Source organism: Desertibaculum subflavum (genome assembly GCA_003576705.1).
GTDB classification, from domain to species: domain Bacteria; phylum Pseudomonadota; class Alphaproteobacteria; order Ferrovibrionales; family Ferrovibrionaceae; genus Desertibaculum; species Desertibaculum subflavum.
This window is the reverse complement of sequence record QOZS01000077.1, coordinates 1-17,621: the sequence shown is the minus strand read 5'-3', so window position 1 is coordinate 17,621 and position 17,621 is coordinate 1. Positions and strand designations below refer to the sequence as shown.

Genomic DNA, 17,621 nt, shown 5'->3' with positions numbered 1-17,621 from the left:
GCCGGCCCGCCGCCCAGCGCGCCGGACAGCCCGCCGGCCTGGCCGCCGCCTTTCGCGCTCGGCACCGGCTGCGGCGCCGGGACCAGCTTCGCCGCGGCGGCGCTGCACGGCCTGCTGGAGCTGATCGAGCGCGATGCCACGGCGCTCTGGTGGCGGGGCGGCCTGCCTGGCCGGCCGCTGGCGCTCGAGCAGCCGGCGATGCAGGAGGCGGCCGAGCTGCTGCAGCGGCTGCGCGGCGAAACCCGCGACCGGCGCAGCTGGCTGCTCGACATCACCACCGATCTCGGCGTGCCTTGCGTCGCGGCGATCTCGGTGGAGGCGGATGGGCGCGGCTTCGCCTGCGGCCACGCGGCGCGGCCCGGCCTCGCCGCCGCGGCGCGCGCCGCGGTGCGGGAGATGTGCCATATCGAGCTCGCCTACGACGTGGTGGCGGCGAAGCGGGCGGAGCGCGGCGACGCGGCGCTGAACGAGACCGACCGCAAGCATGTCGCGCGGGCCACCGCGATCGACGCCGCGGATTGCCCGCTGCTGCATCCCCAGGGCGCGCCGCTTCGACATGCCGAACCAGGCGACCAGGGCCCCGACGCGGCGCTCGCCGAGATCGTGCGCCGGCTTGGCGCGGCGGGGCAGGATGCCTATGTGATCGATCTGTCGCGATCGGCGTTCACCATCCCGGTGGCGCGGGTGGTCGCGCCCGGGTTGCAATTGGACCCCTGCGTCTTGCTGACGCCGCGGCTCCGGGCGGCGATCGCCGACACCGGCGGTGGAGAAATCGCTAGCCGCGGGGTGGGTTTATTGTAACCTCGGCAGGTGTTGGGGAAGTGATCCCCTTGAGGGCGTAGATGTCGTTAGCGTCTACAACCATAAATCGGAACGTGACGCACGCGGAGTACGCGCGGCGTGGCGTGCTGCATTTGTCGCTGATTGGCCATATGACCGTCCGGCTCGATGATCAGGTGCTGGACATCCGTGGCCGCAAGTCGCGTGCGCTGCTCGGTTACATGGCGCTGAGCGAGACCGGGATCGAGACGCGCGAGCGGCTGGTCGGCCTCTGCTGGAGCGAATCGGAGGAGGAGAAGGCGCGCGGCTCGCTCAGGCAGGCGCTGCGCGAGCTGCGCCAGATCCTGGACGGCACCGGCTATGCCGGCCTGCAGGCCGACAAGATCGAGATCGCGCTGGAGCCGAGCCAGGTCGAGGTCGACATCCTGACCGCGGTGCGCGAGGCCGAGGCGCGCCGCGTGCATCCCATGCTGCTCAACAGCACGCGGGTCGCCGACAAGTTGCTGCAGGGTCTCGACGACCTCGACCCCTCCTTCCGCGTCTGGCTGCTGGCGCGGCGGCAGACCTTGCACGAGCGGCTGCTGCGCGCGCTCGAATCGGCGCTCGCTGCGGCGGGCGGGGCGGGCGAGGAAAGCGAGCACATCGCCCAGGCGATCATCAACCTCGACCCGACCCACGAGGAGGCCTGCCGCCACCTGATGCGCTGCCGCGCCGAGGCCGGCGATATCGGCGGCGCGTTGCGCGCCTACAAGGCGCTGTGGGACCTGCTGGACGACGAATACGGCATGGAGCCTTCGATCCAGACCCAGCAGCTGGTCGCCGACATCAAGCAGGGCACCTACGAGCCACCGCAACCGCCGGCGCCGGTCGCCGTCGCGGTGCCGAGGGCCGAGGCCGGGCGTGCCGCCGCCGCGCCACGCAAACCGCCGGCGCAGATCGTGCTCGGCGTCGAGCCGTTCTTCATGGAAGGGATCGGTGCCGAGAAGATGCACCTGATCCACGGCTTCCGGCATTCGCTGATCGCCTGTCTGGTGCGGTTCCGCGAATGGCGCGTCACCGAGCGCCCGCTGCTGCCGGCGGGCGAGAGCGAGCCGCGCGGTGCCGGGCATTACACGGTGCAGGCGACCGCCTTCCAGACCGGCGACCGGGTCAACGTGATCCTGACCCTGAAGGAGGTCGCGACCGACCTGTTCGTCTGGAGCGACCGGTTCGAGCTGCGCATCGAGAGCTGGTTCGAGGCCCAGCAGCGCGTGGTGCGGCGCATCACCACGGCGCTCAACGTGCATCTCTCGGCCGAGCGGCTGATGCGCCTCGCGGTCGAGCCCGACGTCTCGCTCGACCTCTACGACCGCTGGCTGCGCGGCCAGACGATGATCCTGAACTTCCAGCCCGACGACTGGACACGGGCCACCGGCCTGTTCCGCAGCATCATCGACCAGGCGCCGGAATTCGCGCCCGCCTATTCGAGCCTGGTGCAGCTCGGCAACACGGCGCATATCGCCCAGCCCGGCGTGTTCCGCAACCCCTCGCGCCAGCACGAGACGCTCGACCTCGCGCGCACCGCGACGCGGCTGGATCCGATCGATTCGCGGGCCCAGCTCTGCCTCGGCTGGGCCTATGCCTTCGACCGCCAGTTCGAGAATGCGGCGCTGCATTTCGGCCTCGCCTGCGACCTCAACGACCACGATCCGTGGACCCTGATCTCCGGCGCCCAGGCTTGCGCCTTCATGGCCGATTTCGAGCGCGCGCGGCAGCTCGCCGACCAGGCGCTGGAAGCGACGTTGCTGCCGAGCCTGTCGCATTGGGGCTATCACGCCGGCATCCGCTTCTTCTGCGGCGATTACGAGGCGGCGCACGATGCCGCGCTGCGCTCCGGCGATTCGCTGTTCAGCAACCGGGCCTGGCGCACGGCCTCGCTGGTGCATCTCGGCCGGCTGCCCGAAGCGCGCGAGGAGGCCGAGCGCTGCGTCTCCCTGATCCGCGCCAATTGGCGCGGCGCGAAGCCGCCGGAAGACGAGGATATCGGCCGCTGGATCCTCGATCTGTTCCCGATCCGGCGCGGCGAGGACCAGGAGCGGCTGCGCCGCGGCCTCGCCGATGCCGGCATCCCGCTGCCCAAGGCGGGGCACTAGAAAGCCCTCTCCCCCTCGAAGAGGGGGGAGAGGGCTTTGTGGTCAGGCGCAGTTCGCGACCGTGTAGTCGCCGACGCGGGCGGAGTGGAAGGCGAGCGGGTCGGGGATGTGCGGCTTGTTGCCGAACACCAGCTCGTAATAGCGCGGCAGCGGATAGGTGTTGCCGGGCTTGGAGAGATAGGCCTCCGATTCCACGATCAGCCGCCGGGGCGGCAGGCGGATGTCGAGCCGCTCCACCTCGCCGTGGAAGATGTTGAGCTTCTTCAGCGCGTTCTCGCCGTGCGGGTAATGCGCCTTGATGCCTTCGTCCTTCATCACCTGCTTGAAGCCTTCGATGTCCTTGGGGATGGGCTTCTTGCCCATGGCCCAGGCCTTGATCAGCTCGCCGAATTTCTGGTGATCGAGATCCTCGATCGAGAACCTGTTGAGCGGCATCGATACTCTCCTCTCCCTCGTCGGTCGGGTTGCCAGTGAACGCAGTTTGCGGATGAAATCAGTGGTGGTCGATCACAGGAAGGCGGGCGTGGCGTCGCGCAGGCCGGCGGCGTCGGCAACGTAGTCGAGCAGCTCCGGCATGGTCTCCGGCACCTTGCCGCCGAACACGCGATCCAGCACCTCGGCCATCTTGGCATCCGGCAGATAGTCGCCGGCATGGGCAGCCAGCGCCTGGTACAGCGTTTCGGCGACGATGGTGGAGCCGAGCACGCCGAGGCGGCAGCCGCGGGTGTCGCCATAGGCGGCCTCGAACAGCAGGAAGAAGAACAGCGGCGGCTCTTCGGCGAGCGTGGCGAAGTCGCCCGACTCCAGCACGCGCGAGCCGTACAGCTTGAGCCAGCTCTCGACCCGCGCGCGCGTGGCGCCGTAATTGCCGAGCAGGTCGGAGGCCTCGATCAGCTCCGGCCGGCGCTGTCGGATCTCGGCGATCAGCGAGCGGACCGACCACATGCCGGCGGCGGCGCCGCGCAGCAGGTCGCGATGGGCCAGGCTGTAGATCTCCTCCTCGCTCGGCCCCTGCGGGCGGCGCGTCGCTTCCAGCTTGCCGGCCATGCTGGGCCCGATGCGCCGGCTGAAAGCCGGCGGGGACATGCCGGCGACGTCGAAGAACAACGACCACTGGACGATCCAGAGCTCGGTCAACGGCGTGTTCCAGGGCTGGCGCGCCGAGGTGGTGAGCAGGATGGCGTCGATCGGCTGGGTGTCGGGTGCCGCCGCATTGAGCTGGTAGTGCGGCCGCACCATGGCATGGCCGAAGCGATAGCCCGCATGGGAGAATTCGAGCGGGATCTGCTCGCCGGCACCATCGTCGATGAAACGGGGCGAGGCGGTGTCGTACAGCGCCACGACCTTGGGATGCAGGATGCGCGGCAGCAGGTCCTTGCGGATGATGCGGCGATAGACGGTGCGGACGATCTGGCGCGCGACGGCGAACTGCGCCTCGAGCTGCTCCATCTCCGTCTCGGCCGCCGGCAGGATGCCGCCGGCCGCCAGCCTGTCGACCATCGCATTGTGCAGATGGATGAACACGGTGGTCAGCTGCGACAGGTTGGAATTGTCGTCGTTGCGCGGATCGGCCAGCAGCGCATCGGTGCGGCCGCGGCGCTGGAAGTCGTTGCCGCCGCAGATGCGGGCGCGGCCGACATCGCGGTACGGCGGGTTCGCCGCCGGCACGCTGTCCATCGACGGCCGCATCGGGCCGAGCCGGAGCTTGGTGCGGTAGGTGTCGTCGAAATCGGTGACCGCATAGGCATGCGGGCAGGCGACCGGGCCGCCGCCATAGAGCGTGTCGAGGTCGAGGCTGAAGCTGCGCAGGTTGCGGAACGCCTCGCCCGGCCGGTCGAGGCTCGGGGTGTGCATCGAGGTCAGCACGAGATCGTGCCCGACCAGCTGCGCCAGATAGGTGTAGCCGCAAGGGATGCCGGGATTTTCCCAGGGCAGCGCGCCGCCGCGGGGCGGCGCCGGCCAGTCGAGCTCGTCCGGCAGGCAGCGCGCCAGGCGCCGAAGCAGACCGCGCGTGGCGGCCTCGTCGGCCGCCGGGTCCTTGCCGAACACCTTGAACCGCTCGGCCGCGGTGGGCGCGCGCAGGAAGTTGCGGAAGCTGCGGCGATCGGCTCCGAAGGCGGCCGCCCCGGCCGCCGGCTGGCCGGAAGCGGGCGGTACCGGCCCGCTGCGCTCCCGGAAAAAGATCGGCGCGCTGCCGCCATGTGGCTTCATCGGATATCCCCCACCTTCACCTACCGGCCCATCTGAAAACAATCAGCGTGAACCCAGCGTGAAACGGCCCCGCAACCATTGATCGGTCCGGCGTCGATCCGCTGCAGCTGCCGCGCCGTGCCGGCTTTCACGCCCACCTCACGCTGGCCTCACGGCACCTCTGCTTTGCTGCTGCAATCGAACTGGAGGGACCGGCGGTGAGAGACAGATATATCGAGATTCCCGGCAGCTTTCGCGATGCGCCGGCCGGGGCGCGCCTGATCGATGCAGTGCCCGAGCACGAGCGGGTCGAGATCAGCGTCTATCTGAAGGACCGGACGGAGCCCGAGGAAGGCGGGTTCTGGGCGGCCGAGCCGGAGGGCGACACCCTGACGGCCACCCGCGAGGCGCTGCTGGACCGTCGAATGGTCGATCACCGTGATGACATTGCCGTGATCGTGGCCTTCGCGCACCGTCTGGGCCTCTCGATCGCGCGCAAGGACGCGGTACGGCGCCTGGTCACCCTGGCCGGGCCGGCCGGCGCGGTCAGCGCCGCCTTCCGCACTCGGCTGCACTACTACAACGACGGCTATCAGCTTTTCCGGGCACGGACCGGCGCTCTCTATGCACCGAAGGACGTGGCGGGGGTGGTCGATGCCGTGCTCGGCTTCGACACCCGCCAGGCTGCCGGCCCGCGCCGCGCCCTGCCGCCGGCGGCCCTGTCCGATCAGGGCTTCCTGCCGAGCGAGGTGGTGCGCCATTACGGCTTCGCCGGCCGCGCGGCCGGGGGCCGGCGCCCCTGCATCGGGCTGATCGCGCTGGGCGGCGGCGTGCGGCCGTCGGATACCGTGCATGCCTTCGGCGCGATGGGCCTGCCGGCGCCGCAGGTGGTGCCAGTGGTCGTCGACGGGGCGGAGGGCCGGCCGGGCATCGATGCCGCGGCCGATGCGGAAATCGCGCTTGGCATCCAGGTCGCCGGCGCCGCGGTGCCGGGCGCCACCATCGCGGTCTATATCGCGCCGAACACCACGCGCGGCTTTGTCGATGCCGTCGCCCGTGCCGTGCATGACGACACGCTGCGCCCCTCGGTGCTGGCCATTGCCTGGGGCAGCCCGGAGGCGAACTGGAATGCGCAGAGCCTGCGCGCCATGGAGGCGGCGCTGCGCGATGCCGGGCGGCTCGGCATCACGGTGATCGCCGCGGCCGGCAACCAGCCGGGCGTGGAGCTCGCCGGCCCCGCTGGCGCGGCGGTCGAATATCCGGCCTCGACGCCGCAAGTGCTGGCCTGCGGCGGCACGCGGCTCGGGGCGGGTGCCGAAGAGACCGTGTGGCGCGACCGCGACCAGGGCACCGGCGGCGGCTTCAGCGCCGTGTTCCGCCGCCCGGCCTATCAGGCGGCGGCCGATTATCCGGGCCCCGGCGGCGGCGCGCCACCGGCCGGCCGGCGCGTGCCCGACGTGGCGGGACATGCCGATCCGGCCAGCGGCTATCGCATCGTGGTGGACGGCGCCTGGCGCACGCTCGGCGGCACCAGCGCGGTCACCGCGCTCTGGGCCGGCGTGGTGGCGCTGCTCGGCGAGGCGGCGGGCCGCCCGCTCGGCAGTCCGCACGCGCTGCTGTATGGCCGGCCGAGCTCGCTGCGGCCGGTGCGGCCGGCGGCGGCCAACGACACCAGTGACGGCGGCGCGGCGGCCGGCTGGCGCCCCGGCACCGGTCTCGGCAGCCCGGACGGCGAGGCGCTGCTGCGGTTGTATCGGAACGCGACGGCTGCCGGCCCGGCGGCAGCCAAGCGGCAGGAGGACGATGCATGACCCTCGGGCCCGCGATCGACGTCACCCTCGGATTGCTGGCGGTCTATCTGCCGGTCAGCATCCTGGCCACCGCCATGCAGGAGCTGGTGGCCGGGGCCTTCGGATGGCGGGCCGAAATGCTGAGCCGCAAGCTCGGTCAGATCATCCGCGATCCGGCGCTGCAATGGGAGATCGAGGAGCATCCCCTGCTCGCGGGCCTGCGCGGCGCCGACGGCTGCCCGCCGTCCTACATTCCGCCGAACTGCTTCGCCGCCGCGGTGTTCTCGATTGCCACCGCCGGCCGCCTGGAGACCACGCCGCGGGAGCGGTTCGACAGCATCTGCGGCTGGGCCCGCGACGACGGCAGCCCGCTCGCCCAGGTCGTGCTCGCCCTCGCCCCGGATGCCGGCGGCGACCCGGCGCGGCTCGGGGCCGCGCTGGCGCAATGGTATGCCGATGCGATGGATCGACTGGCCGGCGCCTATCGGCGGCGCGCCGGCCGCTGGGCGCTGGGCCTCGCCATCGTCGCGGCGGCGGCGCTCAATATCGACACCTTGCGCCTGGTCGCCGCGCTGGCGCAGGGCGCGCTCGGCGGGGGCACGCTCGGGCAGGGCACGCTCGGATCGGTCGCCGCCCTGCCGATCGGCTGGGGCGGCCTCGGCGCCGTCGGCCTCAACGACCTGCCGCTCGCCATCCTCGGCTGGTGCCTGACCGGGCTGGCAGCCTCGCTCGTCTCGGGCCTGTGGTTCGATCTCATCGGCCGGGTCGTCAATCTGCGCCATGTCGGCCCGCGTCCGGCCTGGCCGCGCCGACCGGCCGCCATGCCCGCCACCGTGGTCAAGCTGGAGGATATGGGCCGCGCGCGCCGCATGGGATCCGATTGAGGCGGACCGGCTATTTGCGTCCGACCAGGCGGGTCAGGCTGACCAGGGCGGCGAAGCCCGCCATGGCGGCGGCGAACCAGAGCGCGCGGCCGGGGCCGAGCGCGTGGTTCACCGTCAGGCCGAAGATGATGCCGACGGTGGCCGCGCCGAAAGTCTGGCCCATCACGCGGGCGGTCGAGATGATGCCGCCGGCGCTGCCGCTCCGCTCGCGCGGCACGCTCGACATCATCAGCCGGTTGTTCGGGGTCTGGAACAGGCCGAAGCCGATGCCGCAGACCGCCATGCGGATGACGGTGTCGATGGGGCCGGTCGAAGGCTCGATCAGGGCCAGCGCCACCAGGCCCGCGCACATGATCGCGAGCCCGATGCCGCCCAGCATGCCGGCGGGATAGCGGTCCGACAGGCGCGCCGCGATCGGCGCGGTGCAGGCCAGCGCCAGCGGCCAGGGCGTCATCAACAGGCCGGTCTCGACCTGCGAGCGGTGCAGCACGTCCTGGAACAGGAAGGGCAGCGCCACGAAGGCGATCGCGGTGGCGGCGAACGAGGTGAACGACGACAAGAGCGACAGCGAGAAGACGCGCTGGCGGAAGATGTCGATCGGTACCATCGGCGTCGCGATCATGCCCTGGCGGAGCACGAAGACGGCGCCGAGCGCCAATGCGACGACGACTCCGCCGGCACCGAGCAGCCACTCGCCGTGGCCGACCAGATCGAGCCCGATGACCAGCAGCGCGAACATCGCGCCGCTGAGGAGGGCGCTGGCGACATCGAAGCTCGATTGCAGATTCTCGTTCTCAGGCAGCGAGCGCAGCGCCAGCACGAAGGCGATCACGGCCAGCGGCACGTTGACCGCGAACAGCCATTGCCAGGGCCCGACGGCGAGGATCGCCGCGGCGATGCTGGGGCCGGTCGCCGAGGCGGTCGCGACCACCAGCGCGGTCAGCGCCATGCCATGGCCCAGGCGGGCGCGCGGGAAGGTGAAGCGCACCAGCGCCGGGTTGACGCTGAGGATGCCGGAGGCGCCGAAGCCCTGCAGCACGCGCCAGGCGACGATGACGGGCAGGCTCTCCGACAGCGCGCAGCCGAGCGAAGCCACGCCGAACACGACCAGGCCGGCGCGGTAGACCCGGGCATAGCCGAGCACGTCGCCCAGCGCGGCGAGCGGCAGGAGCGACACCACCATGGCGATCTGGAAGGCGTTGACGATCCAGATCGAGCGCGCGGCGGTGACGCCGAGATCGCGGGCGATCACCGGCAGCGCGATATTGGTGATGGCGGCCGACAGCACCGAGGCCGCCAGCCCGACGATGATGGTGAGGATCGCCCAGTTGCGCTGGGGCAGGGGAAGGCCGTCGGGCGCGGTCATGCGGTGGGGGGACTCGGGCGAACTAGGGCGGCGGCAGAATGCCCCGTTCGACCAGCCGGCGGAAGCCGGCGCGGAACATGTCCTCGGTATCGATGCAATCGGCGAAGCCGGCCTGGCGCAGCTTGATGGTGCTGACCAGCTTCGGCGCCGGCGGCGCCTTGGCGTTCCAGGCGAAGATGTAGTCGAGATAGTGGTGCGATTCGCCGAGCAGGTCGGCGAGGCGCGTGGGCCTGAGGCCATGCTTGGCGACGATGCGATCCCACACCGCCGCCTTGCCCGGCAGCTCCGGCGCCAGCGCGCGCGGGCTCGGCTCGCCGGGCGTGACGCCGAGCGCCGCGGCGATGGCCGGCCAGACATGCGGCCAGGTGAAGATGTCGCCGTTGGTGATGTTGAAGGTCTCGTTGCGGGCCGCCTTGGCGGTGGCTCCCCATTCGAAGGCGTGCGCCAGCAGGCGGGCATCGACCGCCTCGAGCGGATAGGGCGGGCCGCCGGTATAGGCGAAGGGGCGGGCCTCCTCGCGGCAGATCGCGGCATGGATGCCGATGATCGGCAGCACGTTCATGGCGACGCCGAGCGCGGTGCCGAAGACGATCTGCGGGCGCCAGATGGTGAAGTCGAATCCCTGCTGTGCCGCCCGGGCGCGCAGCAGGTCCTCCTGCAGCCAGTAGAAATTCGCGTGGTCGTCGCGCGGGCTCTTCTCGCGGGCCGGGATGGCGATGGGGTGCAGATGCGCGCCATAGGCCTTGGTGCCCTGCAGCAGGCTGACATGCTGCAGCTTGTCGACCGAGCCGAGGGCGTCGAGCAGGTTGCGCAGCATGGTCTCGTTGGCGGTCATCTGCGCGGCCTCGCGCCAGCCGGCGACCAGGCCGGGCAGCTCGTGCAGCGCCGCGTAGACGAGGTGAGTCACGCCGGTGAGCTCGGCGGCGGCAGCCTTGCAAGTCGAGGCATCCCGCAGGTCGATTGAAAGATGGCGGAAAGTCGCGCCGTGATCGATGTCGGGCCGACGGCGCGACAGCGCGATGACCTGCCAACGGCCGCTGCCTGCGAAATGTTCCACCGCCGCCTGGCCGACCACGCCGGATGCGCCCGCGACCAGCACCGTATCCACCGAGCGCCTCCCGACCCGCTTGCGTTGACTCGCAGCATACCGCCAAGTATCTCGAACCGAAGCGGCCGCCGAAGGCAGAAGCGACCGAATTGGAGGAAACCCGTGACAGGTGGGCGGCATCGCTTTGCGGCCACGCCTGTCCCGCCGGGCATTCGCCGAATGCCCAAGGAGAGAAGCGCCCGATGCCGGTGATTGCCGATACCACCCCCGTCCTGCCGCAGCACCGATTCGACGAGGCGTCGCTCGACCGCTATCTGCGCGGCGTGATTCCCGGCTATCGCGGCGATCTGAAGGTGCGGCAGTTCACCAGCGGGCAGTCGAACCCGACCTTCGTGCTGTTCGCCGATGTCGACGGGGCCGAGCGGTCCTTCGTGCTGCGCAAGAAGCCGCCGGGCAAGCTGCTGCCCTCGGCGCACCAGGTGGACCGCGAGTTCAAGGCGATCTCGGCGCTGCAGGGCTCCGGCGTGCCGGTGCCGAAGACCTATGCGCTCTGCACCGACGACGGCGTGATCGGGCAGATGTTCTATGTGATGGAATGCGTCGAGGGCCGCATCATCACCAACCCGACCATTCCGGACGCGACGCCGGCCGAGCGCGCCGCGATCTACGATTCGATGAACGACACCATGGCCAAGCTGCATATGGTGGACTATGCGGCCGTCGGGTTGTCGGATTTCGGCCGCCAGGGCCAGTATGTCGCGCGGCAGATCGAGCGCTGGTCGAAGCAGTACGTCGCCTCGCAGACCGACGACCTCAAGGCGATGAACGACCTGATCGCCTGGCTGCCGCAGCACATCCCGGCCTATGACCCGACCACGATCGTGCATGGCGATTTCCGCCTCGGCAATTGCATCGTGCACCCGACCGAGCCGCGCATCGTCGCCGTGCTGGACTGGGAGCTCTGCACGCTCGGCCATCCGCTGTCGGACCTCGCCTATAACTGCCTCGGCTATTACCTGACCGAGCCGCCGCATGGCTTCGCCCGGCTCGATGTGAAATCGCTCGGCCTGCCGTCGGAGCAGGATTATGTCGCCGCCTATTGCCGGCGCACCGGCCGGCAAGGCATCGAGGACTGGGATTTCTATGTCGCCTTCTCGCTGTTCCGCCTCGCCGCCATCGCGCAGGGCGTCTACAAGCGCGGCCTCGACGGCACCGCCGCCTCGCCGGAAGCGCTGAAGCGCGGCCAGTCGGCGCGTATCATGTCGGAGATCGGCTGGAACCTGGTCTCGCGCCAGGTCTGAGAAAAAGAGGAGGAACGCCATGAAGCTCGGTCTGTCGCTCGGCTATTCCGGCGGGCAGCTGAAACTGCCGGTCGAGCTGGTGCAGCGCGCGGAGCGGCTCGGCTACGATTCGGTGTGGACCGCGGAGGCCTATGGCTCCGACGCGATCACGCCGCTCGCCTATCTCGCGGCGAAGACGGAGCGGATCAAGCTCGGCACCGCGATCATGCAGCTCGCCGCGCGCACGCCGGCCAATGCGGCGATGTCGGCGGCGACGGTGGATGCGCTGGCCGGCGGCGGCCGCTTCATCGCCGGCATCGGCGTCTCCGGCCCGCAGATCGTCGAGGGCTGGTACGGGCAGCCCTGGGGGCGCCCGTACTGGCGCATCAAGGACTATGTCGAGATCATGCGGAAGATCTTCGAGCGCGAAGGTCCGGTGACGCATGACGGCAAGGAGATCAGCCTGCCGTTCAAGGGCGAGGGCGCGCTCGGCGTCGGCAAGCCGCTGAAATCGATCCTGCATATGAACCCGAAGATCCCGATCTATCTCGGCACCGGCAACGAGGCGACGGTGAAGCTGACCGCCGAGATCGCCGATGGGTGGCTGCCCTTGGGCTTCGTGCCCGGCGCGCTGCCGGAATACCAGGGCTGGCTCGAGGAGGGCTTCAAGCGCACGAACGGCCGGCGCTCGATGAAGAATTTCGAGATCCAGGCGAGCGTGCATGTCGAGGTGAACGACGACGTGCGCTCCGCGCTCGACAAGCTCAAGCCCGAGGTCGCGCTCTATGTCGGCGGCATGGGCCACAAGGACAAGAACTTCCACAAGGACATGATGATCCGCCGCGGCTACCAGGACGCCGCCGACCGCATCCAGGAATTGTTCCTGGCGCATCGGAAGGACGAGGCGGCGGCGGCGGTGCCGGACGAATGGGTCGACCGCAAGTCGCTGGTCGGCCCGCCGGCCCGCATCAAGCAGCGCTACAAGGACTGGGAAGAGAGCGGCGCGACCAGCCTGACCGTCCGCTCCGCCGATCCGGCCGCGATCGAGGTGATGGCGGAGGCGGCGCGGCTCAACCGTCGCTAAACAGGAGAACGCGCGATGATCGTCGATGCGCAGATCCATCTCTGGGCCAAGGGCGAGACCCTGCCGCCGCATCGCGCGGCGCCGTATCTGCTGGAGGAAGCGCTGGACGACATGGACGATGCCGGCATTGCCCGCGCCATCATCCATCCGCCGAGCTGGGATCCGGATTCCGGCCCGCTCGCCATCGCGGCGGTCGAGGCGCATCCGGACCGCTTCGCCATCCTGGGCCAATTCCCGCTGGAGAAGCCCGAGAGTCGGGGACTCGTCGCGACCTGGAAGCAGCAGCCGGGCATGCTGGGGCTGCGCTTCGTGTTCCTGACGCCGGAGCGGCGCAACTGGCCGCTCGACGGCACCATCGACTGGCTGTGGCCGGCAGCGGAGAAGGCGGGCGTGCCGATCGCGCTGCTCGCCGGACATTTCCTGCCCAAGGTCGGCGAGATCGCCGCCAGGCATCCCGGCCTCAAGCTGATCGTCGATCATTGCGGCGGCGTGCATCGCCAGAAGGGCGATGCGGCCTTCGCCACCATGCCGGATCTGGTGGCGCTGGCGAAGCATCCGAACGTGGCGCTGAAGGCGACCGGCGGCCCCGGCTATGCCGCCGACGGCTGGCCCTATCTCAGCCTGGGACCGCGGTACCGGCAGATGTTCGACGCCTTCGGTCCCGACCGCATGTTCTGGGGCACCGACATCACCCGCATGCCGTGCTCGTGGCCGGAATGCGTGCTGGCCTTCAACGAGGCGACGCCGTGGCTGTCGGATGCGGACCGCGCGAAGGTGATGGGCCGCGCGGTGTGCGACTGGCTGGGCTGGAAGGTGTAGCGAAAGCCCTCCCCTGGCGAATGCCGGGGGAGGGTTGGGTGGGGGTTTTCTTTTTTTTCCGTTCCGCAGCGACGCGGCTCGGCAAAACACAAAAACCCCCACCCAACCCTCCCCCACGCCGCTGCGCGACGCGGGGGAGGGCTATGTCAGCTCGAACTCGCTTAAGTCCGGCGCCTGCATCTCCTGGCGGAAGCGCTCGAAGCTCCAGGGCCAGAGCGCCGGGTTGCCGTTTTTGTCGAGATACCAGGAGCGGCAGCCGCTGACCCAGACGGTGCCCTGCATCGCCGCGCGGAGATCGGCGTTGAAGCGTGCTGTCGCCGCCGCCTTCGGCGCCACCGCGTCGCACTTGCCGCTGCGCACCAGGTCGACCAGCTGCAGGATATAGGCGATCTGGATCTCCGAGATCATGATGACGGAGAAATTGCCGATCGGGCTGTTCGGCCCGACCAGCATGAAGAAGTTCGGAAAGCCCGGCACGGCGACCGACCGATAGGCCTCGTTCGCCTGCGCCCAGGCCTGGTCAAGCTCGCGGCCGCCCTCGCCCACCACTTGCATCGGCCGGACGAAATTGTGCCCGTCGAAGCCGGTCGCCAGCACCAGCACGTCGAGCGCGTGCAGGCGGCCGTCCCTGGTGCGCACGCCCGCGGGCTCGATCCGCTCGATGCTTTCGGTGACGAGGTCGACATTCGGCTTCTGCATCGCCGGATAGAACGTGTCGGACATGATCAGCCGCTTACAGGCGGCGCGGTAGTTGGGGCGCAGCCGCTCGCGCAGGTCCGGGTCGTGGACGTTCTGCTCCAGGTTGTCGCGGCAGGCCTGCTCGATCTTTGCCATCTCGTCCTGGTCGCCGACCACGGCACGGGCGAAGGTGTCGACGAAGCGCCGGGTCCAGTGCACGTAGGATTGCTGCAGCAGCTCGGGCTTGTCCCGGTACATCGCCTTCTCGCCCTCGCTATAGGCGGGATTGGGCAGCGGCAGGACCCATTGTGCGGTGCGCTGGAACAGCGAAAGCTTCGCCACCCGGTCGGCGATCGCCGGCACGATCTGGATCGCCGTCGATCCGGTGCCGATGATGCCGACGCGCTGGCCGTCCAATGTGGCGGAGTGGTCCCAGCGGGCGCTGTGGAAGCAGGGGCCGGCGAAGCTGTCGAGCCCTTCGATCGCCGGATGGACCGGCTTGTGCAGCACGCCCGTTGCGGCGATGACGAAATCGACCGTGTCGCGATGCCCGTCGCGCGTCTCCAGCTGCCAGCGGCCGCCCTGGTATTCGGCGCGCACGATCTCGCTGTTGAAGCGGATGTCGCGGTCGACGCCGTATTTCCGCGCCACGCCTTCGAAATAGTTCTGGATCTCCGCGCCGGGGGAGAAGCGGTGGCTCCATTCCGGGTTCAGCTCGAAGGAATAGGCGTAGACATGGCTCGGCACGTCGCAGGAGAGCCCGGGATAGGTGTTGTCGCGCCAGGTACCGCCCAGGCGATCCGCCTTCTCGTAGATGGTGAAATTGCCCAGGCCGCGCTTCTTCAGCTCGATCGCGGTGAGAATGCCGGACATGCCGGCGCCGATGACGGCAAAGCGGAGATCGGAACGCGCGGCCTTCGGCGCCGCGGCTGGTGCTGAACTCATGGTCGTTCCCTCGAACCGCGGCGGGCTGGCCGGCAGCCGGATGCCCGCCGCATTGTGCTATGCAAGCCTAATTATCGCGGCCGATGCGTCCAGGCTGCTTTGATCGATGTCAGGATTGCAGCGCGCGAGGGGGAAGATGCCGCGAAACATGCCGTTCGGTGCCGTAAGGCGCGGCGACTTCCCGTTGGCGCCGGGGCTTGCCCATCTCAATCACGGCTCGTTCGGCGCGACGCCGCATGTCGTGCTGGCGGCGCAGGATGCCTGGCGGGCGCGGCTGGAGGCGAATCCGACCGGGTTCTTCTTCGAGGTGCTGCCCGAGGCCCTGCGCCAGGCCGCCGACCGCGTGGCGCGCTTCCTCGGCGGCGACGGCGCGGACTGGGCCTTCGTCGAGAACACCACGGCCGGGATCAACGCCGTGCTCGCCTCGCTCTCCTGGCAGGCCGGCGACCAGGTGATCGCCACCTCGCAGGTCTACAACGCCGTGCAGCAGGCGCTTGCCCACCATGCCGGCCGCGTCGGCGTCGAGGTCGTGCCGCTCCCCGTGCCGGTGCCGTTCGTCGATGCCGATCGGTTGGTGCAGGCGGCGGCGCGGCTGATCGGCCCGTGCACCCGGCTCGCGGTGCTCGACCACATCACCTCGACCGGTGGCACCGTGCTGCCGCTGGCGGCGCTCATCGGCGCGTTCCGCGCTGCCGGCGTGTCCGTCCTGGTCGACGGCGCGCATGCGCCGGGCCAGGTGGCGCTCGACGTGCCGGCGCTCGGCGCCGACTGGTATATCGGCAACCTGCACAAATGGTGCTTCGCGGCCAAGGGCTGCGCGGTGATCTGGGCGGCGCCGCACCGGCAGGCCGAGCTGCATCCGACGGTGATCTCGCATCCCTATGGCCAGGGCTTCCCGGCCGAGTTCGACTATGTCGGCACCCGCGACCCTTCCGCCTGGCTCGCCGCGCCGGCGGCGCTCGACTATCTGGAGGCGCTCGGTCCCGAGGCGGTGCGCGCCCATAACGACGCGCTCGCCCGCGAGATGGCCGACATGCTGGCCGATGCCTGGGGCACCGAGATCGCCGCGGCGCCCGCGCATCGCGCCGCCATGGCCACCATCCGCCTGCCGAAGGAGGGCGTCGCCGACCGCAGCGTGACCCGCCCGCTCAGCCTCCGCCTGATACGCGAACACGGCATCGTGGCGCCGGTCATGCCGCTGGAAGGCCGGCACTGGCTCCGCATCTCGGCCCAGATCTACAACGAGCCGGCGGATTACGAGCGCCTGATTGCCATCGGCCGGGCGATCTAGATCAAAGCGCCCGTCCGCGATCTCCGGCATCCAAGGGGCCGGAATTGCGGAGACGGCGATGTCGATGGAAGCGCCGGCCGAGCACCGGCAGCTGCAGGATCTGGTGGCGCGCTTCGTCGCGCGCGAGCTGATGCCGCTCGAGTCGGCCTTGCTGGCCCGCGAGGTGCGGGGCGAGGAGCTTTGCCTGACCGAGGCCGAGCTTGGCCCCCTGCATGCGAAATGCCGCGAGCTCGGCCTGTTCGCGCTCGACGCGCCGGCCGAGCTCGGCGGCGCCGACCTGCCGACCACCGCGCTGATGGCTGTGCAGGAGGCGCTGTCGCGCTCGATCGTGCCATTTGCCTTCCCGCCGGAATCGCCGGTGCTGCGCCTGCTGCTCGCGGCGGCGAACGAGGACCAGAAGCACCGCTATCTCGTTCCTTACGCCCGCGGCGAGATCCGCTCGGCGACGGCGATTTCCGAGCCCGGCGCCGGCGCCGATCCTTCGGCCATGACGACGCGCGCGGTGCGCTGCGGCGGCGACTGGGTGATCAACGGGCGCAAGATCTGGGTCAGCTATGTGCCGGCGGCGGATTTCACCGTGCTGCTCGCCCGCACCGGCGATGCGCGCGACCATCGCGGCATCTCCGCCTTCCTGATCGACAAGGGCACGAAGGGATTCCGCATCGAGCGCGAGATCCCGATGCTGGGCGGGCATCGCACCTATGAGCTGGTGCTGGAGGATTGCCGCGTGCCGGCTTCGCAGCTGCTGGGCGAGCCGGGCCAGGGCTTCGCCCATATGCAGCTGCGCCTGACGCGGCGGCGCCTCTTGATGGGGCCGATGTGCCTCGGCATGGCGGGCCGCGCGCTCGACATGATGTGCGACCATGTGAAGGCGCGTTCGACCTTCGGGGCGAAGCTCGCCGACCGCCAGGCGGTGCAATGGTGGATCGCCGATGCGGCGACGCGGATCCACGCCTGCCGGCTGATGGTGATGGACGCCGCGGCGAAGCAGGATGCCGGCCAGGATGTCCGCACCGAGGCCTCGATGATCAAGGTGTTCGCCACCGAGATGGCGACCGAGGTGATCGACCACGCCATGCAGGCCTTCGGCGCCATGGGCATGACCAAGGAGATGCCGCTGCAGCTGATGGCGCAGAAAGTCCGCACCATGCGCATCTACGAAGGCCCGAGCGAGGTGCACCGCATGGTGATCGCCAAACGGACGCTTCAGTCCAGACGCTAGAGCGGTTCACGGCTTTGTTGAATCGGCGGGGATTCCGGTTTTGGTCGATTTGTGATTCAAGATGCTGGCTGGAGCTGGAGGCCAGCATCGATGGCGCGACCTCTATCCAATG

Annotated in this window: 14 protein-coding genes; 9 read left to right on the top strand and 5 right to left on the bottom strand. The window is 69.9% G+C overall.

Annotated elements, in window-relative coordinates; genetic code table 11:
* The coding region (locus DT074_RS25515; protein ID WP_162915234.1) for a YcaO-like family protein at window positions 1-801 on the top strand (801 nt) is incomplete at its 5' end.
* 74 nt (window positions 802-875) lie between these two features.
* Entirely contained in the window at window positions 876-2,912 is a 2,037-nt protein-coding gene (locus tag DT074_RS25510) for a BTAD domain-containing putative transcriptional regulator (protein ID WP_162915233.1), read from the top strand.
* A gap of 42 nt (window positions 2,913-2,954) precedes the next feature.
* On the opposite strand, the gene DT074_RS25505 is transcribed toward DT074_RS25510, so the two are convergent.
* Both DT074_RS25505 and DT074_RS25500 read right to left on the bottom strand, forming a co-directional pair.
* Complete coding sequence (locus tag DT074_RS25505; protein ID WP_119422684.1) at window positions 2,955-3,347, bottom strand: hypothetical protein; 393 nt, start codon at window positions 3,345-3,347, stop codon at window positions 2,955-2,957.
* Between the two features lie 72 nt (window positions 3,348-3,419).
* Window positions 3,420-5,123, bottom strand: coding sequence for a peroxidase family protein (locus DT074_RS25500; RefSeq protein WP_119422683.1), 1,704 nt, complete (start codon window positions 5,121-5,123; stop codon window positions 3,420-3,422).
* Between the two features lie 197 nt (window positions 5,124-5,320).
* Between DT074_RS25500 and DT074_RS25495 the strand changes: the two genes are divergently transcribed.
* Together DT074_RS25495 and DT074_RS25490 are read left to right on the top strand one after the other, a co-directional pair.
* Window positions 5,321-6,913: a S53 family peptidase gene (locus DT074_RS25495; RefSeq protein WP_119422682.1), complete on the top strand. Its 1,593-nt coding sequence runs from the start codon at window positions 5,321-5,323 to the stop codon at window positions 6,911-6,913.
* Complete coding sequence (locus DT074_RS25490) at window positions 6,910-7,776, top strand: hypothetical protein (protein WP_119422681.1); 867 nt, start codon at window positions 6,910-6,912, stop codon at window positions 7,774-7,776. Before DT074_RS25495 ends, DT074_RS25490 begins: the two co-directional genes overlap by 4 nt.
* Before the next feature lie 10 nt (window positions 7,777-7,786).
* On the opposite strand, the gene DT074_RS25485 is transcribed toward DT074_RS25490, so the two are convergent.
* On the bottom strand, window positions 7,787-9,142 hold the full coding sequence (locus tag DT074_RS25485) for an MFS transporter (RefSeq protein WP_119422680.1): 1,356 nt from the start codon (window positions 9,140-9,142) through the stop codon (window positions 7,787-7,789).
* A 22-nt stretch (window positions 9,143-9,164) separates the two neighbouring features.
* A complete protein-coding gene (locus DT074_RS25480; RefSeq protein ID WP_119422679.1) occupies window positions 9,165-10,250 on the bottom strand; it encodes an SDR family oxidoreductase in 1,086 nt (361 codons plus the stop codon).
* Window positions 10,251-10,432: 182 nt separating this feature from the next.
* Here DT074_RS25480 and DT074_RS25475 point away from each other — a divergent pair, with 182 nt between their 5' ends.
* Genes DT074_RS25475 through DT074_RS25465 form a run of 3 tightly spaced genes read left to right on the top strand, consistent with a single transcriptional unit; the run spans window position 10,433 to window position 13,373 of the window.
* The gene (locus DT074_RS25475) at window positions 10,433-11,491 is read left to right on the top strand and encodes a phosphotransferase (protein WP_119422678.1); all 1,059 of its coding nucleotides are present in this window, start codon (window positions 10,433-10,435) and stop codon (window positions 11,489-11,491) included.
* Window positions 11,492-11,510: 19 nt separating this feature from the next.
* The gene (locus DT074_RS25470; RefSeq protein ID WP_119422677.1) at window positions 11,511-12,554 is read left to right on the top strand and encodes an LLM class F420-dependent oxidoreductase; all 1,044 of its coding nucleotides are present in this window, start codon (window positions 11,511-11,513) and stop codon (window positions 12,552-12,554) included.
* 15 nt (window positions 12,555-12,569) lie between these two features.
* Entirely contained in the window at window positions 12,570-13,373 is an 804-nt protein-coding gene (locus DT074_RS25465; protein ID WP_119422676.1) for an amidohydrolase family protein, read from the top strand.
* Window positions 13,374-13,514: 141 nt separating this feature from the next.
* On the opposite strand, the gene DT074_RS25460 is transcribed toward DT074_RS25465, so the two are convergent.
* On the bottom strand, window positions 13,515-14,996 hold the full coding sequence (locus DT074_RS25460; RefSeq protein WP_119422675.1) for a flavin-containing monooxygenase: 1,482 nt from the start codon (window positions 14,994-14,996) through the stop codon (window positions 13,515-13,517).
* 136 nt (window positions 14,997-15,132) lie between these two features.
* On the opposite strand from DT074_RS25460, the gene DT074_RS25455 reads away from it, so the two are divergent.
* Window positions 15,133-16,287, top strand: coding sequence for an aminotransferase class V-fold PLP-dependent enzyme (locus DT074_RS25455; protein ID WP_368744899.1), 1,155 nt, complete (start codon window positions 15,133-15,135; stop codon window positions 16,285-16,287).
* Window positions 16,288-16,345: 58 nt separating this feature from the next.
* Window positions 16,346-17,509 (top strand): acyl-CoA dehydrogenase family protein, encoded by a 1,164-nt coding sequence (locus tag DT074_RS25450; protein WP_119422673.1) that lies wholly within the window; start codon window positions 16,346-16,348, stop codon window positions 17,507-17,509.
* Window positions 17,510-17,621 lie beyond the last annotated feature (112 nt).